The sequence below is a fragment of the Rhodopseudomonas parapalustris genome (assembly GCF_053772255.1).
On record NZ_JAMKBZ010000004.1, the window covers coordinates 184935 to 207849 of the forward strand.

General features: G+C 65.2%; 18 protein-coding genes. 8 read left to right on the forward strand and 10 right to left on the reverse strand.

Annotation, left to right across the window (positions count from 1 at the left end):
- Positions 1-134: 134 nt before the first annotated feature.
- The 4 genes from otsB to M9H71_RS05770 all read right to left on the reverse strand — a co-directional run bounded on the left by otsB (position 135) and on the right by M9H71_RS05770 (position 5477).
- Complete coding sequence (gene otsB / locus M9H71_RS05755; protein ID WP_455404110.1) at positions 135-929, reverse strand: trehalose-phosphatase; 795 nt, start codon at positions 927-929, stop codon at positions 135-137.
- A complete protein-coding gene (locus tag M9H71_RS05760) occupies positions 929-2371 on the reverse strand; it encodes an MFS transporter (RefSeq protein WP_455404203.1) in 1443 nt (480 codons plus the stop codon). The genes otsB and M9H71_RS05760 overlap by 1 nt, the downstream gene beginning before the upstream one ends.
- A 196-nt stretch (positions 2372-2567) precedes the next feature.
- Complete coding sequence (locus M9H71_RS05765; RefSeq protein ID WP_455404111.1) at positions 2568-4607, reverse strand: methyl-accepting chemotaxis protein; 2040 nt, start codon at positions 4605-4607, stop codon at positions 2568-2570.
- A 123-nt stretch (positions 4608-4730) separates the two neighbouring features.
- On the reverse strand, positions 4731-5477 hold the full coding sequence (locus M9H71_RS05770) for an AraC family transcriptional regulator (protein WP_455404112.1): 747 nt from the start codon (positions 5475-5477) through the stop codon (positions 4731-4733).
- 336 nt (positions 5478-5813) lie between these two features.
- On the opposite strand from M9H71_RS05770, the gene leuA reads away from it, so the two are divergent.
- From leuA to M9H71_RS05795, 5 genes are all read left to right on the forward strand, one after another.
- Positions 5814-7475 carry a 2-isopropylmalate synthase gene (leuA, locus tag M9H71_RS05775; protein ID WP_455404113.1) on the forward strand — a complete coding sequence of 554 codons (1662 nt, stop codon included), beginning with the start codon at positions 5814-5816 and terminating at the stop codon, positions 7473-7475.
- Positions 7476-7706: 231 nt separating this feature from the next.
- Positions 7707-8192 (forward strand): (2Fe-2S)-binding protein, encoded by a 486-nt coding sequence (locus M9H71_RS05780; RefSeq protein WP_455404114.1) that lies wholly within the window; start codon positions 7707-7709, stop codon positions 8190-8192.
- Between the two features lie 107 nt (positions 8193-8299).
- A complete protein-coding gene (locus M9H71_RS05785) occupies positions 8300-10654 on the forward strand; it encodes a xanthine dehydrogenase family protein molybdopterin-binding subunit (RefSeq protein ID WP_455404115.1) in 2355 nt (784 codons plus the stop codon).
- 134 nt (positions 10655-10788) lie between these two features.
- Complete coding sequence (locus tag M9H71_RS05790; RefSeq protein ID WP_455404116.1) at positions 10789-11589, forward strand: FAD binding domain-containing protein; 801 nt, start codon at positions 10789-10791, stop codon at positions 11587-11589.
- 185 nt (positions 11590-11774) lie between these two features.
- The gene (locus M9H71_RS05795) at positions 11775-12890 is read left to right on the forward strand and encodes a CaiB/BaiF CoA transferase family protein (protein ID WP_455404117.1); all 1116 of its coding nucleotides are present in this window, start codon (positions 11775-11777) and stop codon (positions 12888-12890) included.
- 125 nt (positions 12891-13015) lie between these two features.
- On the opposite strand, the gene fahA is transcribed toward M9H71_RS05795, so the two are convergent.
- The 6 genes from fahA to M9H71_RS05825 form a co-directional block, all read right to left on the reverse strand.
- Complete coding sequence (gene fahA / locus M9H71_RS05800) at positions 13016-14281, reverse strand: fumarylacetoacetase (protein WP_455404118.1); 1266 nt, start codon at positions 14279-14281, stop codon at positions 13016-13018.
- A 200-nt stretch (positions 14282-14481) separates the two neighbouring features.
- Positions 14482-15138 carry a maleylacetoacetate isomerase gene (gene maiA, locus M9H71_RS05805; RefSeq protein WP_455404119.1) on the reverse strand — a complete coding sequence of 219 codons (657 nt, stop codon included), beginning with the start codon at positions 15136-15138 and terminating at the stop codon, positions 14482-14484.
- Entirely contained in the window at positions 15135-16481 is a 1347-nt protein-coding gene (hmgA, locus tag M9H71_RS05810) for a homogentisate 1,2-dioxygenase (protein WP_455404120.1), read from the reverse strand. Before hmgA ends, maiA begins: the two co-directional genes overlap by 4 nt.
- A gap of 57 nt (positions 16482-16538) precedes the next feature.
- Positions 16539-17492 carry an MBL fold metallo-hydrolase gene (locus tag M9H71_RS05815; protein ID WP_455404121.1) on the reverse strand — a complete coding sequence of 318 codons (954 nt, stop codon included), beginning with the start codon at positions 17490-17492 and terminating at the stop codon, positions 16539-16541.
- A gap of 195 nt (positions 17493-17687) precedes the next feature.
- Positions 17688-17903 carry a DUF2783 domain-containing protein gene (locus M9H71_RS05820; RefSeq protein ID WP_455404122.1) on the reverse strand — a complete coding sequence of 72 codons (216 nt, stop codon included), beginning with the start codon at positions 17901-17903 and terminating at the stop codon, positions 17688-17690.
- Positions 17904-18192: 289 nt separating this feature from the next.
- Positions 18193-19800 (reverse strand): FAD-dependent oxidoreductase, encoded by a 1608-nt coding sequence (locus M9H71_RS05825; protein WP_455404123.1) that lies wholly within the window; start codon positions 19798-19800, stop codon positions 18193-18195.
- A 129-nt stretch (positions 19801-19929) separates the two neighbouring features.
- Between M9H71_RS05825 and M9H71_RS05830 the strand changes: the two genes are divergently transcribed.
- From M9H71_RS05830 to M9H71_RS05840, 3 genes are all read left to right on the forward strand, one after another.
- Positions 19930-20427 carry a MarR family winged helix-turn-helix transcriptional regulator gene (locus M9H71_RS05830; protein WP_455404124.1) on the forward strand — a complete coding sequence of 166 codons (498 nt, stop codon included), beginning with the start codon at positions 19930-19932 and terminating at the stop codon, positions 20425-20427.
- Between the two features lie 175 nt (positions 20428-20602).
- Positions 20603-22048, forward strand: a complete 1446-nt coding sequence (locus M9H71_RS05835) for a caspase family protein (RefSeq protein ID WP_455404125.1) — start codon at positions 20603-20605, stop codon at positions 22046-22048.
- Positions 22049-22175: 127 nt separating this feature from the next.
- The gene (locus M9H71_RS05840) at positions 22176-22823 is read left to right on the forward strand and encodes an OmpA family protein (RefSeq protein ID WP_455404126.1); all 648 of its coding nucleotides are present in this window, start codon (positions 22176-22178) and stop codon (positions 22821-22823) included.
- Positions 22824-22915: the final 92 nt, after the last annotated feature.

A 22915-nucleotide genomic window follows, 5' to 3' on the forward strand; every position in this document is an offset into this window, starting at 1 on the left:
GACTGGTGCGTCTGTGTGACGCTCCGGAGATTAACATCCATTCATCGAGATCGTTCCATCGCAACTCCGGAACTTTTCCAGGAACTGCGCGTTTTGGTGGGTTTTTCTGTCCGGAACCGTACTCAAATCATCGACTACGCAGTCGTTGTCAGCAGCCTCGAGAGCCAGTCGCGAACATCGCTCGGCTGATCGAACCGGCCGGCGGTGAGATCGCTGTGACGTCCGACCGAAAATGCCACGCCGTTGAGCTCCGGCATGATCGCAAACACGGTCTCGTCGGTCACGTCGTCGCCGATGAAGACCGGTCGTCGCCCCTCGAACGGCGCGTGCTTCATCAGTTCCAACACGCCGGTCGCTTTGGTGAAACCCGAGTGCTTGATCTCGCACACCGATTTGCCGGGCAGCACTTCCAGCGGCGCATCCGGATTCTCCGCGCGAATCGCCGCAACCGATTCGTAGATCGCTTTTTCTGTGTGCGGTGCCAGACGATAATGCAGCGCCAGAGAATAGCCTTTGTCCTCGAGCAGGATACCAGGGCTGATGCGGGCGATCGCCGCCAGCCGGCTTTTGAGTTCCGGATCGAGCGGCGGCGCATGTGTAGCAACGGCTTCGCCGCCGCCTGACAATCGCATCTCGGCGCCGTGACCGCCGACCGCCGGCAATCGCATCGGCGCAAAAATCAGATCGATGTCGTTGATCGAACGGCCACTGACCAGCGCGAGCGCGCCGGAGGTCCTGACCAGCAAATTCCTCAGCGTTTGTTCCAGCTCCGGCGGCACCCACACTTCGCGCGGCGTCGGCGCCATGTCCAACAACGTACCATCGATATCCAGGAGCAGCGCACATTGATCGAGCTGCGGCACCAGCGCGCCGGGCATGGGAACCGGCTCCGACGCAGCATGTAACGGTTGAACGAGCTTAGTTGTCATCAATTGTCCTCTGTTGCGGCCAACGGCCGTGCCACCTGTTCGAGCGAACGGCGCTCGGCCACGGCACCATAACGCCAACCGATGACGGCTGCGGCCATCATCAACGCAGATCCGAACAGATAACCTGCGAATACGCTGTCGCGCGACCCCGTATCGATCAGCACACCGAACAGCGCCGGGCCCGCGACCCCGCCGACTCCGGTGCCGATCGCGTAGAAGATTGCGATCGCCAGCGCACGCACTTCGAGCGGAAAGGTCTCGCTGACTGTGAGATAGGCCGCGCTCGCAGCCGGCGAGGCGAAGAAGAAGATCACCATCCAGGCGATGGTCTGACTCTGCGCGCTGAGCGCGCCGATCGAAAACAGATAGCCCGACAACGCCAGCAGAATTCCCGACGCCGCGTAGGTGAAGCCGATCATGGTGCGGCGGCCGAGCGTGTCGAACAGCCGGCCGAGCAACAGCGGCCCGAGGAAATTGCCGGCCGCGAACGGCAGGATGTACCAACCGACATGGTTGGCGGGGATGCCGAAGAAGTCGGTCAGGATCAACGCGTAGGTGAAGAAGATCGCGTTGTAGAAGAACGCCTGCGCCGTCATCAGCGTCAATCCGACCAGCGAGCGTTGCCGATAGGTCGAAAACAGCGTCCGCGCCACATCGAGCAGCGGAGTGTGAGTCCGCATCCGCAGCCGGATCCGCGGCAAACGCGCCGGACGATCCGGCGCGTGACGCGCTCCGCGCTCGATCTCCTCAACGATCGCTTCGGCCTGCTCCGGCCGGCCGTGGATCATCAGCCAGCGCGGGCTCTCCGGAATCCACCAGCGCATCGCGAACACGATCAATCCGAGGATTGCGCCGGTCAGATAAGCCAGACGCCAGCCGTAGTCGGGATCGATCACCGCGGGATCGAGCAGCACGATCGCCCCAACCGCCCCGATCGCCGCGCCGATCCAGAAACTGCCGTTGATCACCAGATCGGTCCAACCGCGATAGCGCGCCGGGACCAGCTCCTGGATCGTCGAATTGATCGCGGTGTATTCGCCGCCGATGCCGGCGCCGGTGAGAAACCGGAACAGTGCGTAGCTGGTGACGCTCCACGACAGCGCCGTCGCCGCCGTGGCGAGGAGGTAAAGCGACAGCGTGATGAAGAACAGCTTCTTGCGCCCGATCCGATCGGTCAGCCAGCCGAACCCGAGTGCGCCAAGTACGGCGCCGGCCAGATAAGCACTGCTGGCCAGGCCGACATCGAGATTTGAGAATTGCAAGCTCGGACTGTTCTTCAGCGCCCCCGCCAGCGCGCCGGCGAGCGTGACCTCGAGTCCATCCAGAATCCAGGTGACGCCCAGCGCAACAACGACCCGGGTGTGAAACCCGCTCCACCGCAGCCCGTCGAGACGGGCCGGAACGTCGGTTTCGATGACCCGGTCATCCGCCACACGCCCCATCCGTCCTGGCGTCGGTTCCGTGATGGCGGCGCTGACGCTGTCGGCCATGAACTCCAACTCCGGCTGCGGTGTGCCACGCCGCCAGCGCCGAACGTGGCGATCCACCGCCATCGGATGGATCGATCTTCCTCAACCAACGAGACCGCGCCGGATCGGTTCCCTCCGGCCGGAACCTGCTGGGACGACCGCCCGCAAATCACGCGGCGCGGATGTTCGCCATGAACCGGTCGAGCTCGGTACGCAGACGCGCACTCTCTGCCGACAGGCTTCGCGCCGATTGCAGGACCTGCGACGACGCGGCACCGGTCTCGGCGGCGCCGCGATTGACTTCGGCGATGTTGCCGGCGACCCGCTGAGTACCCTGGGCGACGCCCTGCACGCTGCCGGCGATCTCCCGGGTGGCTGCATCCTGTTGCGTCACCGCGCCGGCGATCGACGCGGAGATCGTCGAGATCTCGGCGATCGTGCTACCGATTTTCTGGATGGAGGTCACCGAGTCGCGGGTCGCCTCCTGCATCTCGGCCACCTGGGAGGAGATCTCGTCGGTCGCTTTCGCAGTCTGCGTCGCCAGCGACTTGACCTCGGCGGCGACCACGGCGAAGCCTCGGCCGGCGTCACCGGCACGCGCGGCCTCGATGGTCGCGTTGAGCGCCAACAAATTCGTCTGCTCGGCGATCGCGGTGATGAGCTGCATCACCTCGCCGATCTGTTGCGCTGCCTGGGTCAGTTTGCCGATCCGTCCATCGGTCTCGCGGGCCTGCTCCACCGCCGCTTCGGCGATATCCCGCGACTGCCCGACCCGGCGCCCGATCTCTCCGACCGAGGCCGACAGCTCTTCGGTGGCGGATGCGACGGCCTGCATCCCGGACGAAGCCTGTTGCGAGTCGCCTGCGACCTGTCCCGACAACGACTGGGTGGTCTCCGCCGTGCGGGTCAGTGTGGCGGCGGCGCTTTCGAGCTGTGACGCAGCGTCCGAGACATGCGCCACGATCGCGCCGACCGCGCTTTCGAACTCGCTGGCAAACCCAATCAGCTCAGCACGGCGGGCTTCGCGGCCTGCCTCCGCCTCGCGCTCGCGGGCGACTGCGTCCTGCTCGGCCTTGCGGGCCGCCTGGACCTTGAACTCCTCGACTGCGGCAGCCATCTCGCCGATTTCGTCGCGGCGTCCGAGTCCCGGCAGCACCACGTTAAAGTCGCCGCTGGCGAGCCGCCGCATCGCCGCGCACATCGCCTGCATCGGACGCGAGATGCCGCGGCCAAGCAGCACCGCCAGCACCGCGCCGAGCAGGAAGCCGCCGATGCCGAGCATCGCCACCATCCGTTCGGTGGCCATGACGGTGGCGTCGGACTCGCGCTCGAGCCGCTGCTGATTGGCCAGCAGGTCAGCCTTGATGGCTTCGGAACTGCGCACGATCGCCGAGGCCGAGCCGACCATGGTGGCGACCTTGGCGTCGATCGCCTTGACGTTGTCGCTGAGCTTGACCAGCGCCTGGCGGTACTCGCCCAGCATGGTGAAGATCTCCTTCACCGCTGCGGAAAGCTCGGCGTCGCCCGACTTGATGATGTTCAGCGAATTCTCGACGAATTTGAGCCGCGCCAACGCATTGTCGGCGACCGGGATGCTGGAGTTGATGGCGAAAGTATTCACCAGCGCCATGGCGGCTGCGTACTGGTCAGAGGCTCGCTTGGAGCCGAGTTCAGCGCTGGAATCTTCGCGGTCGCTCGCCGAGCTCATCAGATCGTCGAACTTGTAGCGCAGGTTGAGGCCGCCGCGCGTCAACCCGTTCTGAATCACCAGGGCGCTGTCGGTCTTCAGTGCGACGATTTCGGCGAACAGCTTAGTGAAGGTCGCGAACTCGCTCGACAGCCCGGCCAGGGCTTCGCGTTGCGCCGGCTTGGTCGCGGCCTGGAGCGAGCGGTCGATCGCATCCTTGAGCCGGGTTTCAGCCGCGCGCGCCGCCTTGGCATCGTCCTCCTTGCCGGTAAGTACGTAATGCCGAGCCCGCGCCTCGTAGCTGATCATCTCGCGGTCGATGTCCCGCGCGAGATCAGACTGGCGGACGCCGTCGCGATACGCGACCACGCCGTCCGAAACGCGTTCAAATCCAAGATAAGCCAGCCCCATGCTGATCGCCGTGATGCCGAGCACCACCGCAAAGCCGAGCGTCACTTTGCCACGAAAACGCAGAGCCGGCAGCGCCGCGGATTTGGCCCGCGCTGCGGCGGCAGTCGTCATGTTCACTTGATGTACCCCGTCCAAGCGCCAATCCCGGAACCGAACCGGGTACTCGAAAACTACGCGGCATTATCTAAGGCTGCGTAAACCGCGTAGTCGGGGGATCGCGACCTCGACTTTAGTTCAGGGCACGAAGTACTCACTTGGTGGTTTTCCGAGGACGCGCCGGAACATGGCCGAAAATGCACTCGGGCTGTCGTAGCCGCAGGCCAGAGCCACATTCAGGATCGATTGCCCCTCGGCCAGCAGCGACAAAGCGTGCAACAGGCGGGCCTGCTGACGCCAGCGCAGGAAGCTCATCCCTGTTTCACGCTGAAACAACCGCATGAAACTGGCACGGCTCATGTGGAGAGCCCGAGCGGCCTGCTCGAGCGACACGGAAGCAGCGGGTTCGCTGCGGATCTGGTCGCAAAACCGGGCGAGCTGCGGATGCTGAGGCGTCGCCAGACTGAGCGGCTCAACTGGTAAACTTGCAAGCTCCATCAGCAGGAGCTGCGTGACCGCGCGACTGAACTCGGTGCGGTCTGAGTCGCCAGCTATCGCAACGAGCCGCAGGATCAGTTCGCGAAGCAAGGGCGTGACCTCGATCGCGGTGCAAACCACCGGCAGTCCCTCGACCTCGGCCGGGTCGATCAACAGCGAGCGGAACTGGACGACTGAGCGACTTCTGGTGTCGTGCTCGATACCGGCCGGCACCCAGACCGCACGGCTCGGCGGGACGACCCAGGTGCCATCAGCCGTGGTGACAGAAACCACGCCCGTGATGGCGTAGATGAGCTGCGCCTGCGGATGGGAATGACGGCGGCTTGCGAAGCGGTGCGCATCCTGGCTGACGACGGCGACATGATCGGTGACAACCTGCGCTCGCATCGCCTCACCTGATCCTTTCGCGACGAAGATTGATCTCTCCGCGAGAGATTATCATGCTTGTCTTGATTTAAGTAAGGGGACAGTCCTACAGAGGTCCGTGGATACCCCCGTGTTCTCGATCGCCCATATCGTCCCCAGCCCTGCCCGACCGCTTTGCGCGGTCTCGGCGGCTGTCGAGACGTGCGGTCCGAGCACCCGCACCCTGCCGGCTCACCACGACCGACTTCTGTCCGTTGCGCTTCGACTTACTGGCGGTCGCCGGGACTGACGGCAGCCTGGCGGCCGTATCCAGCCGTGCCCGTTTTGACCTTCCTCCGCGCGCAACGGACATTGATCATGTTGAAGAATCCGCAAACCAAATATCGTCCCTTTGTCACGCCGGTCGACTTGCCGGACCGGCAATGGCCGTCCCGTCGTTTGACGTCGGCCCCGCGCTGGCTGTCCACCGACCTGCGCGACGGCAATCAGTCGCTGGCCAATCCGATGGGGGTCGAGCGCAAGCAGCGCTTCTACGACATGCTGATCGCGATCGGCTTCAAGGAAATCGAGGTGGCGTTTCCGTCGGCCTCGCAGACCGAATTCGATTTCGTCCGCAGCCTGATCACCGACGACCGGATTCCCGACGACGTCACGATCCAGGTTCTCACCCAATCGCGCACCGACCTGATCGCCCGGACCTTCGAGTCGCTGGAGGGTGCGCAGCGCGCCATCGTGCACCTGTACAATGCCACAGCGCCGCTGTTCCGGCGCGTGGTGTTCGGCATGGAGCGGCGGGACGTCGTCGATCTGGCGATCACGGGCGTCACGGCGATGCTCGATGAGAGCCTGAAGCGCCCCGGCACCGATTGGACCTTCGAATATTCGCCCGAGACCTTCTGCTTCACCGAGCCCGACTTCGCGTTGGAGATCTGCGAGCGCGTGCTCGACGTGTGGCAGCCGACCCCGGAGCGCCCGGCGATCCTGAACCTGCCGGCGACCGTCGAAGTCGCGATGCCGAACGTCTATGCCGACCAGATCGAGTGGTTCTGCCGCCATATCTCGCGGCGCGAGTCCGTGGTCATCAGCCTGCATCCGCATAACGACCGAGGCACCGGAGTTGCGGCTACCGAGCTGGGCCTGCTCGCCGGCGCCGATCGGGTCGAAGGCTGCCTGTTCGGTAACGGCGAGCGGACCGGCAACGTCGATCTCGTGACCTTGGCGCTGAATCTCTACACCCAGGGCATCGATCCGGGGCTTTCGTTCCCGGTAATGCGCGAGGTGGTGAACACGGTCGAGCATTGCACCGAACTGCCGGTTCATCCGCGGCATCCCTATGCCGGCGGCCTGGTGCATACGGCCTTCTCCGGCTCGCATCAGGACGCCATCCGCAAGGGCTTTGCCGCGCATGCGCAGCGCAACGATGGCCTCTGGGAGATGCCGTATCTGCCGATCGATCCGGCGGACATCGGCGAAACCTACGAAGCCGTCATCCGCGTCAATTCGCAGTCCGGCAAAGGCGGCGTCGCCTGGGTGCTGGAACAGGACAAGGGGCTGAAGCTGCCCAAGCGGATGCAGGCGGATTTCAGCAGGCACGTCCAAAAGCTGGCCGACGATCTCGGCCGCGAGCTGAACTCCGCCGACATCTGGCGTTGCTTCGAAGGCTGCTACCTGCAGCGGCCGACCGACCGGTTCGTGCTGGTGGACTACAAGGAGACCGGACCGGTGGGCCAACGGACGTTCATTGGCCGGATCTCGATCGACGGCGAGGTTCGTTCGCTGTCGGGCCGAGGCAATGGCCTGATCTCCGGAGTCGTGGCAGCGCTGAAAGACGCCGGCGGTCCGGCGCTCGACGTTACTGACTACCAGGAGCACGCGATCGGCTCCGGCTCCGCCGCGCAGGCCGCCGCCTATGTCGAATGCCGCACCTCCGACGGCCGCACGGTGTTTGGGACCGGGATCGATCCGGACGTCGCCACCGCCTCGGTGCGTGCGCTTTTGCACGCGGCTAACAACGCCTGATCGATTGCAACCCAAGCAGAGATGCACCGGCTGAAGTCTCAGCCGGTGCATCGCACGGGGATCGCCACCATGATGGTGCTTTCCACCGGCATCAGGCCGCGATCGGACGTCGCCCACTGCTCCAGCGTCTGGAACTCCGCGGCCCTCCGAGCCGCGAAAAATCCCAGTTGCAAAGTCCGGCCGCCGCGCTTCTAATTGGAACAATTAAAAATTCATCGGGAGGACTGACGCGTGTCCAAAGTCTCTATGACCGTCAACGGCAAGCTGGTGACGGCGGATGTCGAAGATCGAACGCTCCTTGTCCATCTGCTGCGCGATCACCTCGGCCTGACCGGCACCCATGTCGGCTGCGATACCAGCCAGTGCGGCTGCTGCGTGGTGCATATCGACGGCCGCGCGGTGAAGTCGTGCACGACGCTGGTCGGCCAGGCCGACGGCGCCAACATCACCACCATCGAAGGCATCGCCAAGGGCGACGAGCTGCACCCGATGCAGGCGGCGTTTCGCGATAATCACGGTTTGCAGTGCGGCTACTGCACGCCCGGAATGATCATGTCGGCGATCGACATCGTCAACCGCTACGGCGGCGACCTCGACGAAGACACCGTGCGGCACGAGCTCGAAGGCAACATCTGCCGGTGCACCGGCTATCATAACATCGTCAAGTCGGTGCTCGACGCCGCCTCCCGCATGAAGATGGCGCAGGCCGCCGAATAGGCCTGCCCGCCCGCCGTTTCGTCGCCGACCACACGTTCGAATGATGGCTGCGACCCGCGACGTTCCGAATCCGCGCGGCTGAAGCAGTCCAAAGGGAGAGAATGCATATGGGCATCGAGGGTATTGGCGCGCGCGTCGCGCGCAAGGAGGACCGCCGCTTCATCACCGGCCGCGGCCGGTATGTCGACGACATCAAGCTGCAGGGCATGACGTATGCGCATTTCGTGCGCAGCCCGCACGCGCACGCCAGGATCACCGGCATCGAACTCGACGCCGCCAAGGCGATGCCGGGCGTGGTCGACGTACTCACCGGTCAGCAGATCGTCGACGACAAGGTCGGCAATCTGATCTGCGGCTGGGCGATCCACTCCAAGGACGGCTCGGCGATGAAGATGGGCGCGTGGCCGGCGATGGCGCCGGAGACGGTGCGCTTCGTCGGCCAGGCGGTCGCGGTGGTGATCGCCGAAAGCAAGAACCTCGCCCGCGACGCCGCCGAGGCCGTGGTGGTGCACTATGAGGAACTGCCGGCGGTCGCCAACATCAAGGCGGCGATTGCCGATGGGGCAGCGCAGCTTCATCCCGAAGCGCCCGGCAACATCGTGTACGACTGGGAGATCGGCGACCAAAAGGCGACCGACGAGGCGTTCAGTAAGGCCGCCAATGTCGTCTCGATCGAACTGACCAACAACCGCCTGGTGCCGAACGCGATGGAGCCGCGGGCGGCGCTCGCCGAATACAATCCGGCCGAAGAGCACTTCACGCTCTACACCACCTCGCAGAACCCGCATGTCGCCCGCCTGGTGCTGTCGGCATTCTACAACATCGCCCCCGAGCACAAGCTGCGGGTGGTGGCGCCCGATGTCGGTGGCGGCTTCGGCTCCAAGATCTTCATCTATCCGGAAGAGATGGTGGCGCTGTGGGCCTCGAAGAAAACCGGTCGCCCGGTGAAATGGACCGGTGACCGCAACGAAGCCTTCGTCACCGACGCGCACGGCCGCGATCATCTGTCGAAGGCCGAGATGGCATTCGATGCCGACAACAAGATGCTCGGGCTGCGGGTGAAGACCTACGCCAATTTCGGCGCCTACATGTCGCTGTTCTCGTCGTCGGTGCCGACCTATCTGTACGCCACGCTGCTGAGCGGCCAGTACAACATCCCGGCGATCTATACCGAAGTGGTGGGCGTCTATACCAACACCACGCCGGTCGACGCCTATCGCGGCGCCGGCCGCCCCGAGGCCTGCTACCTGCTGGAGCGGCTGGTCGAGACCGCGGCGCGGCAACTCAAGGTCGATCCGGCCGAACTGCGGCGGAAGAACTTCATCACTCAATTCCCGCACCAGACCCCGGTGATCATGGCGTACGACACTGGCGACTTCAACGCGTCGCTCGACGCCGCCTTGAAGGCGATCGACTACGCCGGCTTCGCAGGCCGCAAGGCCAAGGCCAAGAGCGAAGGCAAGCTGCGCGGCCTCGGCCTGTCCTGCTACATCGAGGCCTGCGGCATCGCGCCGTCGAAGGCGGTCGGCTCGCTCGGTGCCGGCGTCGGGCTGTGGGAGTCCGCCGAAGTGCGGGTCAACCCGGTCGGCACCATCGAGATCCTGACCGGCTCGCACAGCCACGGCCAGGGTCACGAGACCACGTTTGCCCAATTGGTCGCGGACCGGCTCGGCATCCCGATCAACCAGGTTTCGATCGTCCACGGCGACACCGACAAGGTGCAGTTCGGCATGGGCACTTACGGCTCGCGCTCGGCCGCAGTCGGCATGTCGGCGATCTTCAAGGCGATGGAGAAGGTCGAAGCCAAGGCCAAGAAGATCGCGGCGCATCAGCTCGAAGCGAGCGAGAACGACATCGTCATCGAGAACGGCGAGTTCAAAGTCACGGGCACCGACAAGGCGATCGCTCTGCCGATGGTCGCGCTCGCCGCCTACACGGCGCACAACCTGCCGGACGGCATGGAGCCCGGCCTGAAGGAGAGCGCGTTCTACGATCCGACCAACTTCACCTTCCCGGCCGGCTCCTACATCTGCGAAGTCGAGGTCGATCCGGGCACCGGCAAGACCTCGTTCGTCAACTTCGTCGCGGTCGACGATTTCGGCCGACTGATCAATCCGATGATCGTCGAAGGCCAGGTCCATGGCGGCCTGGTGCAGGGCATCGGCCAGGCGATCCTGGAACACGCGATCTACGACGCGGACGGCCAGCTCGTCACCGCGTCGTTCATGGACTACGCGATGCCGCGCGCCGACGACGTGCCGTCGTTCCAGATCTCGCACACCACGACGCTGTGTCCGGGCAATCCGCTCGGCGTCAAGGGCTGCGGCGAGGCCGGTGCGATCGGGGCTTCGGCGGCGGTGATCAACGCCATCACCGACGCGATCGGCAACAACCGGCTGGAAATGCCGGCGACGCCCGACCGGGTGTGGCACGCGATGCAACTGCAACAGGCGGCCGAATGAGATCGTCATTGCGAGCGAAGCGAAGCAATCCAGAGGCTTCGCATCCGGAGCTGGATTGCTTCGTCGCTTCGCTCCTCGCAATGACGGAGATCTTTGCGAATAAACCTGCGTTCGATCTCTGACAGGAGATATTCATGTATTCCACCAACTATCACCGCGCCTCCTCGGTCGACGAAGCCGTGGCGCTGATCGCCAAGGGCAACGATGCCAAGTTCCTCGCGGGCGGCCATACGCTGCTGCCGGTGATGAAGCAGCGGCTCGCAGCTCCGGGCGATCTGATCGACATCGCCAGAATTCCGGCGCTGATCGGAATCGAGGCCAGCGGCGACACGCTGACCATCAAGGCGGCCACCACCTATTACGACATCATGCACAACGCCGACGTGAAGCGCCTGATCCCGGCGATCGCGCACCTCACCTCGGTGCTGGGAGACCCGGCGGTGCGCCATCGCGGCACGATCGGCGGATCGGTCGCCACCAACGATCCGGCGGCGGACTATCCGGCCGCGATCCTGGCGCTGAACGCCACGGTGAAGACCAACAAGCGCGAGATCCCGGCCGATCAGTTCTTCCAGGGTCTGTTCATGACCGCGCTGGAGGACAACGAGATGATCACGGCGATCTCGTTTCCGGTGCCCGAGAAGGCCGGCTACGCCAAGATGCGCAACCCGGCGTCGCGCTTCGCGCTGACCGGCGTGTTCGTCGCCAAGCTGAAGAGCGGCGAGATTCGCGCCGCCGCGACCGGCGCGTCGCAGGACGGCGTGATGCGGGTGCCGGTGATCGAACAGGCGCTGCAGGCGAACTGGTCGGCGTCCGCGCTCGACGGCGTGAAGGTGTCGGACGAAGGGCTGATCGAAGACATTCACGGCACTTCCGATTACCGGGCCAACCTGATCAAGGTGATGGCGCAACGCGCGGTGCAGGCCGCCGGCTGAGTTATTCCATTGCACGGCAAGCGGCGCGCAGTTCTGCGCGCCGCTTTGTTTTGTGCAGTGCCGCAGCATGGCGGCATGCGGCGCTGGGACGAAAAGTCACTTGCTCCGAGCACACCGGGCATGATGATTGACGCGGACAACAACCGCTCCGCGCCGCGCGCGGACAACAACAATGGACACCCAAGGTGCAAGACACAGCGACCGCCTCCTCCAAGCCAACCACGAAAGCCAACGCCAGCGGCCCGCTCGCCGGCATCCGCATCGTCGAATTCGCCGGCATCGGCCCCGGCCCGTTCGGCTCGATGCTGCTCGCCGACATGGGGGCCGAGGTGATCACGCTGGTGCGTGCCGGCCAGAAGCCGCAGGGCGCCGCGGCGCGCGGCCGCACCGTCGTCACCGTCGACCTGAAGGACAAGGCGTCGGTCGCCGACGTGCTGAAGCTGCTGGATAGCGCCGATGCGCTGGTCGAGGGCTACCGCCCCGGCGTGATGGAGCGTCTCGGCCTCGGCCCCGACGTGGTGATGGCGCGCAATCCGAAGCTGGTCTACGCGCGGATGACCGGCTGGGGCCAGACCGGCCCGCTGGCGCAGGCCGCCGGCCACGACATCAACTACATCTCGATCACCGGCGCGCTCGCGGCGATCGGCCCGGCAGAGAAGCCGGTGCCGCCGCTCAATCTGGTCGGCGATTTCGGCGGCGGCTCGCTGTATCTCGTCGTCGGCATCCTCGCCGCATTGCTCGAAGCCTCGAAGTCCGGCAAGGGCCAGGTGGTCGATGCCGCGATGTGCGACGGCGCTGCCTCGCTAATCACGATGTTCTTCGACATGACCGCGGCCGGCCGCTGGAAGGAAGGCCGCGAGAGCAACATGCTCGACGGCGGCGCGCACTTCTACGGCACCTACGCATGCGCCGACGGCCAGTTCATCTCGATCGGCTCGATCGAACCGCAGTTCTACGCGCTGCTGCGCCAGATCGCCGGCCTGACCGAGGCCGACTACGACGCGCAGATGGACCAGAAGCAGTGGCCGGCGCTGAAGCAGAAGCTCGCCGCGGTGTTCAAGACCAAGACCCGCGACGAATGGTGCAAGCTGATGGAAGGCACCGACGTCTGCTTCGCACCGGTGCTGACGATGTCGGAAGCCACCAAGCATCCGCACATGGTGGCGCGCGAGGTGTTCATCAACCACGAAGGCCACACCCAGCCGGCCCCCGCCCCGCGCTTCTCACGCACCCCGTCCACCGCGCGGCCGCCGGTGCATTCGCAAATCGGCGACGTGGTGAAGGCCTGGGGCGGGAAGTAACAAGTCGCCACGTCACTCCGGGGCGCTCGCGCAGCGAGCGAACCCGGAATCCGGCAGTTCAGAGCACCTCGAGATTCCGGGTTCGCGCCTGACGGCGCGCCCCGGAATGACGGCGCGGGTGGCTATTACTCCACCGCCAGCACCGTCCCCTCGACTTCGCCGAAGCCGACGCGGTAGCCGTCGCCTTGGCACCAGCCGCGCATCACCAGGCTGTCGCCGTCTTCGAGGAAGCCGCGGGTCTCGCCGCCGGGCAATTGCACCGGCTGCGTGCCGTTCCAGCTCAATTCCAGCAGACTGCCGAGCTGATCCTTGTCCGGGCCCGACACCGTGCCGGAGCCGAGCAGGTCGCCAACGCTCATCGCGCAGCCGCTGGAGGCATGGTGCACGAGCTGCTGCACCGACGACCAGTACATGTATTTGAAATTGGTGGCACTGATCCGCGCCGGCTGCTGCATCGCCGGCGTTCGCAAGGCGACTTCCAGCGGCATGTCGTAATTGTTGGCCCCCTTCTGCTGTAAATACGGCAGCGGCGCCGGGTCCTGCAGCGGCCCGGCAATGCGGAACGACTCCAGTGCCTCGCGGGTGACGATCCACGGGCTGATCGAGGTCGCGAACGCCTTGGCCTGGAACGGCCCGAGCGGCACGTACTCCCACTGCTGGATGTCGCGCGCGCTCCAATCGTTGAGTAGCGTGAAGCCGAAGATCATCTCTTCGGCCTGCTGTTCGGTCAGCATCGAGCCCATCGCCGACGACTGGCCGAGCACGACGCCGATCTCGAGTTCGAAATCGAGCCGCTTGCAGGGTCCGAAACTCGGCAGCTCCGCCGACGGCGGCTTGAGCTGACCGCGCGGGCGATGGATCTGAGTGCCACTGACCACGACGGTTGAGGCGCGGCCGTTGTAGCCGATCGGGATGTGCAGCCAGTTCGGCAGCAGCGGATTGGTCTTGTCGCGGAACATGGTACCGACATTGGTGGCGTGTTCCTTCGACGAGTAGAAGTCGGTGAAGCCCTCGACACGCAGCGGCAGATGCAGCTTCACCCCCTCCATCGGGATCAGCACTTGCTTACGAAGCGCCGCGTCGTCGCGCAGTTCGGAATTGTCGTGCCGCAGCAGCGCACTGATCCGCGCCCGCGTGCTGCGCCACAGGTTCGGCCCGAGCGCCATGAAGGCGTTGATCGAGCCTCGCGCGAACACGCCCTCCGGCAGATCGAGCAGCTTCGCAGCCTGCAATGCTGAAAGATCGAGCACGAACTCACCGATCGCGACACCGACGCGGGGAACAGGATCGTCGGCAGTCGAGAATACGCCGTACGGCAGGTTCTGGATCGGAAAGTCCGATTCCGGTTTCACATCGACGAAGGAGCGCAGGCGCGGATCGTTGGGATGCATGTCTAGTCCTGATTGGTTTGGTTAGGCAGCCGCTCACAAGCGCGTCGTCATGGCCGGGCTCGTCCCGGCCATCCACGCCTTACTTGTCGCGCGGCTGGAAGACGTGGATGCCCGGGACAAGCCCTGGCATGACGGAGGTTAGTTCGCTCTAACTTTCCTGTGGCGTCTCGTTCGCTCCGCTCCTCGCAATGACTACGGTACTACTCCGCATCCGGCTGCCGGCCCGGCTCTGCGGCGACGAAGGCGTCGAGTTTCATCGCTTCGGCTTCGATCTGGCGGATGCGTTCGAACGGGGCGAGGTCGGCGTCGAAGCGGCGGGCGTTGAACACCTGCGGCACGATGCAGATGTCGGCCAGCGTCGGCCGGTCGCCATAGGCGAACGGCCCCGGCGTCTGCGCCAATCGCGCCTCGATCGCCGCAAAGCCCTGCTCGATCCACTCCTTCGACCAGCGGGCGCGATCGGCCTCGTCGACGCCGAGTTCGCTCAGCCGTTTTAGGATTCGCAAATTGCCGATCGGATGAATGTCGCAAGCCACCGCATAGGCTATCTCGCGAACGATGGCGCGGGCCTTCGGATCCTTCGGCAGCAGCGGCGGTTCGGGATGGGTCTCGTCGAGATATTCGATGATCGCCAGCGACTGGCCGAGGTTGAAGTCGCCCTCGCTCCAATACGGCACGAGGCCGGCGGGATTGATCCAGCGGAACGCCTCGAGGTTCTGCTCGCCGTCGCGCAGATGCACGTAGCGCTGCGCCACGATGATATTCTTCAGGTTCAGCGCGATTCTGACCCGATAGGCCGCGGAGGAACGGAAATAGCCGTACAGCACCGCGGCGTCGTGATCCTGAGCTCTGGTCATGGCCGGTTCGGATCAAAGCGCTTTTCGAGGCCGTTCCAGCAATCGGCGTAGTCGTCCTGCAACAGGCCGGAGTTCGCGGCGTATTCGGTGACGCGCTGCGGGTAGCGGGTCTCGAACATGAACGCCATCGTGCCGGTCAGCTTCACCGGCTTCAGCTCACCGTTGCTGGCATGGTCGAACGCCTCGCGATCAGGGCCGTGCGGCAGCATCATGTTGTGCAGCGAGGCGCCGCCCGGCACGAAGCCCTGCGGCTTGGCGTCGTACACGCCGTAGATCAGGCCCATGAACTCCGACATGATGTTCATGTGATACCACGGCGGCCGAAACGTGTTGTCCGCCACCATCCAGCGCTCGGGGAAGATCACGAAGTCGATATTGGCGGTGCCGAGGGTTTCCGACGGCGAGGTCAGCACCGTGAAGATCGACGGATCGGGATGATCGAAGCCGATCGCGCCGACCGGCGAATAGGTGCGCAGATCGTATTTGTAGGGCGCGTAGTTGCCGTGCCAGGCGACGACGTCGATCGGCGAATGCGGCAACTTGGTCACGTACAGCGAGCCGCCCCATTTCACGTAGAGTTCGGTCGGCGTGTCGTTGTCCTCGTAGGCGGCGACCGGGGTGAGGAAGTCGCGCGAATTCGCGAGGCAGTTGGCGCCGATCGGGCCGCGCTCCGGCAGCGTGAAGGCGCCGCCGTAGTTTTCGCACAGATAACCGCGCGCCGGGCCGTCGACCAGTTCGACCCGGAACTTGACGCCGCGCGGGATCACCGCGATCTCGGCCGGCTCGATGCTGATGATTCCGAACTCGGTGACGAGGCGCAGGCTGCCCTGCTGCGGCACGAACATCATCTCGCCGTCGGCATTGTAGAAGTGCTGATCGACCATCGATTGGGTGATCAGATACAGGTGCGTCGCCATCCCGGCCTGGGTGTTGACGTCGCCGGCCGTCGTCATCGTCCGCACGCCCTGCAGGAAGGTGAGCTGCTCCTGCGGCATCTGCGGCGGATCCCAGCGCAGTTGCGCGATCGGCAGATCGTGCTCGAAGCACGGCGCCGAGCGCCACAGCCCCATGTCGGTCTTGGCGAAGCGGCCGGAGTGCTTCACCGAGGGGCGAATGCGATACAGCCAACTCCGCTCGTTGGCGCCGCGCGGCGCCGTGAACGGCGAGCCGGACAATTGCTCGGCATAGAGGCCGTACGCGCAGCGCTGCGGCGAATTGCGCCCAACCGGCAGTGCGCCGGGCAGCGCTTCGGTCTCGAACGAATTGCCGAAGCCGGACATGTAGCCCGGCGTGATGTCCTGCGAACTGCGGCCGAGGATCTGCGGCGCGGCATTGATGTTCATGGTCGTCCTCCGATCGGGTGGCGAGGGACGCGGCCGAAGCCGCGGTCGCGGTTCGGACTAGCCGCCCTGCAGGGCGGCCCACATTTCGCGGTCGCGCTCGGCGGTCCAGATCACCGGATCGTCGATGCCCGAGGCTTCGTCGAACGCACGCGAGACGTTGAACGGCAGGCAGTGCTCGTAGATCGCGAAGGACGAAAACTTCGGGTCCATCATCTCGCGGGTAGCGTCCCAGGTCTCCTTCAGGCTACGGCCCTTGGCGACCGAGAGCTCGGCGGCGCCGTACAACGTGCCGACGAAGTCGCGGGTCATCGCGATCGCTTCGCGCGTGGTCTCCAGCCCCTTCAGCGCGTCGCCGCGGCCGGGCGCGATCGCCTTCGGATTGAACTCGCGGATCTCGTTCAGAGTCGCCGGCCATTCGCGCAAGTAAGCATCGCCGCAATAGCAGGCCGAGTGATACTCGACGAGGTCGCCAGTGAACATCACCTGCGCGTCCGGCACCCAGGCAACGATATCGCCGGAGGTGTGGCCAGCGCCGAGCTGCATCAGCCGCACCTCACGCTTGCCCAGGAAGACCGACATCTCGCCGTCAAACGCCAGCGTCGGCCAGGTCAGGCCGGGGATGCTCTCGGCATCCTGGAACAGCCGCGGAAACCGGCCGTATTCCGAATCCCAATCCTGCTGACCTCGCTCCTCGATCAGCCGATAGGTCTCCTGCGACGCGATGATGCCTTGCGCCTGATACGCCGAAGCGCCGAGCACGCGCACCGCGTGATAATGCGACAGCACGACGTATTTGATCGGCTTGTCGGTGACGCTGCGGACGCGCTCGATCACCTTATTGGCCATTGCCGGCGTCGCCTGGGCGTCGAACACCAAGCAGCCGTCGTCGCCAACGATCACCGCCGAATTCGGATCGCCCTCCGCCGTGAAGGCATAGAGATCGGGACCGATCTCGGAGAACGTCACCTTCTTCTCGGCGAGGTCAGTGGTGGAAGCGAAGCCTTTGGCCATGTGGGATCCTTGTTAGTTGTCAAGATTAGTCATTCCGGGGCGCTCGCGCAGCGAGCGAACCCGGAATCCCGAGCTGTTCTGCGACCGCCGCTTCGCCCGGTCACTTCGAGATTCCGGGTTCGCGCCTGACGGCGCGCCCCGGAATGACGAACCTTGGGGCGACGCGCCTGCGCCGCACGGTTTCGTTGACGTCAATCACTCCCGTTGCCCCTCCACCAGTCCCCGCTTCGCCAACGCCGTCGCCTCGCGCAGCAAATCGAGGTCGCCGATGTGGTTGGCGAGGATCAGTACCAGCGCGGCATCGAGCGCCGCGCTCTGTTCATCGCTGAGTCCGCGATGCGCCTCGACGATCAGCCGATAAGCGGCGTCCGGATCGGCGAAATTGCTGGCGGTGGAGAGCGCGACGGTCATCGGATTCCCCTCCCCTTCGAACGCCCTGGTCTGCACATCGACTTCTCCCCAGCTGCGGCGAGCCCCCTCGCCCCGCTCTTGCGAGGAGAGGGTTGGGGTGAGGGGCGACGCGGGCACGGTGTCTCGGCCTCGTCGAGACGCCCCCTCACCCGGTCCGCATCTCGCGATCCTGACCGACCTCTCCCCGCACGCGGGGAGAGGTTAGGTCGTGCCTGCGGTGAGAGGCTCCGCACCATGCGCTGCGATGCTCGTTCGAAGCTCGGAGTCACGACAGCTATCATCACCCCCCTCATCGTCCGCACGCCCGCGCCAAGGCCGCGTCGACGGCAGCCTGCGTCGGATGCCGAAAGCGTGCGGCGACGTAGCCATCGGGGCGGAGCAGATAGGCCGAGCCCGGCGCGGCATCGTAGCGCTGCGCGAAGGCGCCCTGCTCGTCGCGCAGCGGCGCGTCGTCGCCGATCCGGATGCTGCGGACGCCCTGCGGCGCCGGGGCGGCGGCGCCATTGGCTCGCTCCAGCAACACGAAACCGCCGCCGGCCTGGATGAACGCGTCGGTGAGGTAGACCGGCGTGCCATCAGCCGCCTTCAGCGGCGCGTCGCGCATCGCAGCGCCAGGCCCGGGGCCCGAACTCCATATGTCGACATCATCCGTCGACAGCGAGGATTGGTACACCGAGGGCGTCGACAGCCGGCCGGCATTGACCATTCGCTTGGCGAACTCGACATCATGCGCCAGCGCCAGCACCGCGTCGCGCAGCCGCCGCTCCTGCTTCGAATGCGGCGCGATGAAATCGGTCGAGCGAGTCGAATGACGAATATTGTCGTCGGCCGCCTGGCTGCGCTCAACATCGTAGCTGTCGAGCAGGCTGGCCGGCGCCTGCCCCCGCAAGACGAGGTCGAGCTTCCAGGCGAGATTCTCGCCGTCTTCGAGCCCGGAATTCGCACCGCGCGCCCCGAACGGCGAGACTTGATGGGCCGAGTCGCCGGCGAAAATCACCCGCTCGTGCAGGAAGCGCTGCATCCGCCGGCATTGGAATTTGTAGATCGAGATCCACTCGAAGCTGAAATCGCCATGGCCGAGCATCCGCTCGATCCGCGGCCGCACTCGTTCGGGCTGACGCTCCACCGCCGCGTCGGCTTCAGCCCCGATCTGTAGATCGATCCGCCAGACGTCGTCGGGCTGGCGATGCAGCAGTGCTGACTGCCCGGAGTGGAACGGCGGATCGAACCAGAACCAGCGCTCGGTTGGAAACTCCGCTGTCATCTTCACGTCGGCGATCAGGAACTGATCTTCGAACACTTCGCCGGCGAACTCAGCGCCGACCATGCCGCGCAGGGCCGAGCGGGCGCCGTCGCAGGCGACGACATAATCGGCGGCGAGACGATACGTCCCGTCCGGCGTCTCGATCGTCAGTTCGGCATGATCATTGTGCTGAGCGAGCGCCGTCACCTTGTTGCGCCAGCGCAGATCGATCTGAGGCAGTTGCTGCACCCGGCCGACCAGGAACGCCTCGGCGTAGTATTGCTGCAGATTGATGAAGGCCGGCATTTTATGGCCGGTCTCCGGCAGCAAATCGAAGCGGTACACCATCTCGTCGCGGCGAAAGATCTTGCCGACTTGCCAGACCACGCCCTTTTCGACCATCTGCGCACCGACACCGAGCCGGTCCCAGACTTCGAGCGCACGCTTGGAAAAACAGATCGCCCGCGATCCCTCGCCGATCCTGTCGGCGTCGTCGAGCAGCACCACGTTCTGCCCGCGTTGCGCCAGATCGATCGCCAGCGACAATCCGACCGGACCGGCACCGACCACCACCACCGGGTGGCGCGCCGGATCCTGGCGATCCTGATCCGGATGACGGCGATAGCCGAACTGGAAATGTTCCTGATGGGCCATCAGCCTTAGCCCCGCCGACCCGTCCGCCCGTGCAAAGCGCTGGTCAAGGCGTCCTCCTGCGTGATAGTTTCATTTGCAACTATCTAAGCCGCAGTCGTCGCGCCGCGCAACCCGGCCCGGGAGAAATTTTTGCCGAAGCTCGATCTGTTCTCGTTCGTGCCGTTCCAGCTCAACCGACTGGCCGCGGAAGTCAGCGCCGCTTTGTCGGAGGAGTATCAGCAGCGCTATGGGCTCGATATTCCCGGCTGGCGCATTCTCGCGACGCTCGGCTTTCGCAACGACGCCTGCACGGCCCAGTTCATTGCGCAGTGCACACGCACGCACAAATCGACCATCAGCCGCGCCGTCACCGGGCTGTTGGCGCGAGAACTGATCGAACGGGTCGAAAACGAAGACGACCGCCGCGAATTTCGGCTGCGCCTCACCAAGAAGGGCCGAGCCCTGTATCTCGAATTGGTTCCGCGGCTGAAGCGCAAGGAGCAGGACATCCTATCCTGCCTGTCTCCCCGCGAACTTGAACAGTTCGCCGCAGCGCTCGGCAAGATCGAGCGACATCTGAACCTGATTCAGGCGAGCCACGACCATTCCGAGACGACCCCAGCGAAGGCATCTGCTTCGGTCGGATAGCCGCGTTTTCGGTGCAGCACGTCGCGGTCCGGAAATATGCGGTTGCTATGACGACGGGCGCCGCCGCTGGCGGCAATTGACAGGCGCGACCACGACGGGGTGAGATGCGACGCACAAAGTCCGAGTTGACCGCCCGACACGATCGGGACCGTTCTCACCGCAGGTCCGGCATCGCATGAAAATCCACCTTGGTCTGGTCGTTCTGCTGCTCACCATCGTCACGGCCATGCCGCGTTCGTTCGCTGCCGATGGTGCGGCACCGCGCGTCGCGCTGGTGATCGGCAACGGCAAATATCCGGATGCGGACCGGCCGTTGAGACAGCCGGGTGCCGACGCCCGTGCGCTGACCGCGGAGTTGCAGCGCGCGGGCTTCGATGTGGAGCTGGGCGAAGACCTGAGCGGCGATGCCATGCGGCGCGCCTTCGACCGGCTGTATCAGCGCGTCAAGCCGGGGTCGGTGGCGCTGGTGTTCTTCAGCGGCTTCGGAATCCAATCCGGGCGGCAGAGCTATCTGGTGCCGGTCGATGCTCAGATCTGGACCGAGCCGGATGTCCGGCGCGACGGCGTCTCGCTCGAGGCCGTGCTCGGCGAACTGAACAGCCGCGGCGCCGCGGTCAAGGTCGCACTGATCGACGCCTCGCGGCGCAACCCGTTCGAACGTCGCTTCCGCAGCTTCTCCGCCGGCCTGGCGCCGGTCATCGCACCGAGCGGATCGCTGGTGATGTACGCTGCGGCGCTCAGTGCGGTCGTGACCGACAATGACGCCGACCACAGCCCGTTCGTCAGCGCACTAATCGCTGACATCCGGGAGCCAGGCGTTTCCGCCGAAGAGGCGCTCAACCGCACCCGGACCGCCGTCACCCGCGCCTCGCATGGCGAGCAGGTGCCGTGGATCTCGTCGTCGCTCGCCGAGGACTTCGTCTTCGTGCCGGGCGCGAAGGCCGTGAACAAGGCCGCGGACAAGCCATCCGACAAGCCGGTCGAGCCCGCCAAACCGGCCGCAACTCCGGCAACGGCGGAAACCACAAAGCCCGCGGCAACGGCCGTCGACACCAAGCCGCCGCAGATAGCGCAACCGAAGCCCTCCGACAGCGGTGGCGATGACAAATTGGTGCTGGCGCTCGCGAGCGATCCGACTGTGAAGTCGCTCACCGCGCGAATTGCGGAGCGCCCATCCGACGGCAATGCGTATTACCGGCGAGGTCAGGTCTACGCCAGCAAGGGCGCGTATCGAGCTGCGATCAAGGACTTCGACGAGGCGATCCGCCTCAATGCCAAGGACGTCGAGGCTTACAACAACCGCTGTTGGGCCCGCACCGTGATCGGCGAGCTGGAACGTGCGCTCGCCGACTGCGACCAGGCGCTGCAGCTCCGGCCGAATTTCATCGACGGGCTCGATAGCCGCGGCCTGCTGCATTTGAAGAGCGGCCGCGACAAGGCGGCGATCGCCGACTTCGACGCCGCGCTCAAGATCAATCCGCGCCTGACCTCGTCGCTGTACGGCCGCGGGCTGGCGCGCAAACGGATCGGGCTCGCGTCGGAAGCCGAGATCGACCTGAGCACCGCCAAGAAGCTCGACCCCAATATCGGCCAGGAATTCGCCGGCTACGGCGTGCAATAGGCGTCGCGGCCGCGCCGCCTCGTGGGGAGCGTTGAACCTGTCGGCGCAATGGCGCGACGATCAGAATGACAAGGCGATGCCGATCCTTCGCACGCGAAGCGATCGCCAGATCTCAGGAGGACGCAAGATGACCCGGATGTCTGCAGCCCGGTACTGCGCCAAGCTCGGCGCGCTGATGCTGGGGCTTGGCGCGATGCTGCCGCTCGGCGCAGCCCAGGCCGGCGAGGTCACGTCGGACCAGATCGTCCGAGCGCTGACGCCGAACAAACCGCTGACCCGCAGCCTGTCGGCCGCACAACCGGCCGCAGCAACCGATCCCGGCCAAACGAAATTCGTCGACAGCCTGCGCAACCGGCCGACCCGGTCGCTGTCGCTCGGTGAGCGCACCCAGATCGCCGAAATCACCAAGGACAAGCCGAACATCGACCTCGAAATCACCTTCGAGTACAATTCGGCGACCATCAGCCGTCAGGCAGCGCCCGCCGTCGAGGCGCTCGGCAAGGCACTGTCCAGCCCGGATCTCAAAGGCGGCACCTTCGTGGTTGCCGGCCACACCGACAGCGTCGGCGGCGACTCGTTCAATCAGGAACTGTCCGAGCGCCGCGCTGATACTATCAAGCGGGTGTTGGTCGACAAATACGGCATCGCAAGTGCCGACCTCGTCACTGTCGGCTACGGCGAAAGCCGGCTGAAAGATCCGGCTCATCCCGACAGCGGCGTCAACCGCCGGGTCCAGGTGGTCAACATGTCCGGCCAGAGCGCTTCTGCCAAATGATCGGCGCTTTGGCCGGTCACAGAACGACTTCAGGGCGTTCCGCCGTGCGGGACGCCTTCGCTGTTTCGTCACTATTGGGCCGTGTATAGAGG

Excerpts from the sequence above, each read along its gene's own strand:
- otsB (WP_455404110.1), bottom strand. The coding sequence starts at position 929 with ATGACAACTAAGCTCGTTCAACCGTTACATGCTGCGTCGGAGCCGGTT.
- M9H71_RS05760 (WP_455404203.1), bottom strand. The coding sequence starts at position 2,371 with ATGGGGCGTGTGGCGGATGACCGGGTCATCGAAACCGACGTTCCGGCC.
- M9H71_RS05765 (WP_455404111.1), bottom strand. The coding sequence starts at position 4,607 with ATGACGACTGCCGCCGCAGCGCGGGCCAAATCCGCGGCGCTGCCGGCT.
- M9H71_RS05770 (WP_455404112.1), bottom strand. The coding sequence starts at position 5,477 with ATGCGAGCGCAGGTTGTCACCGATCATGTCGCCGTCGTCAGCCAGGAT.
- leuA (WP_455404113.1), top strand. The coding sequence starts at position 5,814 with ATGTTGAAGAATCCGCAAACCAAATATCGTCCCTTTGTCACGCCGGTC.
- M9H71_RS05785 (WP_455404115.1), top strand. The coding sequence starts at position 8,300 with ATGGGCATCGAGGGTATTGGCGCGCGCGTCGCGCGCAAGGAGGACCGC.
- M9H71_RS05790 (WP_455404116.1), top strand. The coding sequence starts at position 10,789 with ATGTATTCCACCAACTATCACCGCGCCTCCTCGGTCGACGAAGCCGTG.
- fahA (WP_455404118.1), bottom strand. The coding sequence starts at position 14,281 with ATGCATCCCAACGATCCGCGCCTGCGCTCCTTCGTCGATGTGAAACCG.
- maiA (WP_455404119.1), bottom strand. The coding sequence starts at position 15,138 with ATGACCAGAGCTCAGGATCACGACGCCGCGGTGCTGTACGGCTATTTC.
- hmgA (WP_455404120.1), bottom strand. The coding sequence starts at position 16,481 with ATGAACATCAATGCCGCGCCGCAGATCCTCGGCCGCAGTTCGCAGGAC.
- M9H71_RS05815 (WP_455404121.1), bottom strand. The coding sequence starts at position 17,492 with ATGGCCAAAGGCTTCGCTTCCACCACTGACCTCGCCGAGAAGAAGGTG.
- M9H71_RS05820 (WP_455404122.1), bottom strand. The coding sequence starts at position 17,903 with ATGACCGTCGCGCTCTCCACCGCCAGCAATTTCGCCGATCCGGACGCC.
- M9H71_RS05825 (WP_455404123.1), bottom strand. The coding sequence starts at position 19,800 with ATGGCCCATCAGGAACATTTCCAGTTCGGCTATCGCCGTCATCCGGAT.
- M9H71_RS05835 (WP_455404125.1), top strand. The coding sequence starts at position 20,603 with ATGAAAATCCACCTTGGTCTGGTCGTTCTGCTGCTCACCATCGTCACG.
- M9H71_RS05840 (WP_455404126.1), top strand. The coding sequence starts at position 22,176 with ATGACCCGGATGTCTGCAGCCCGGTACTGCGCCAAGCTCGGCGCGCTG.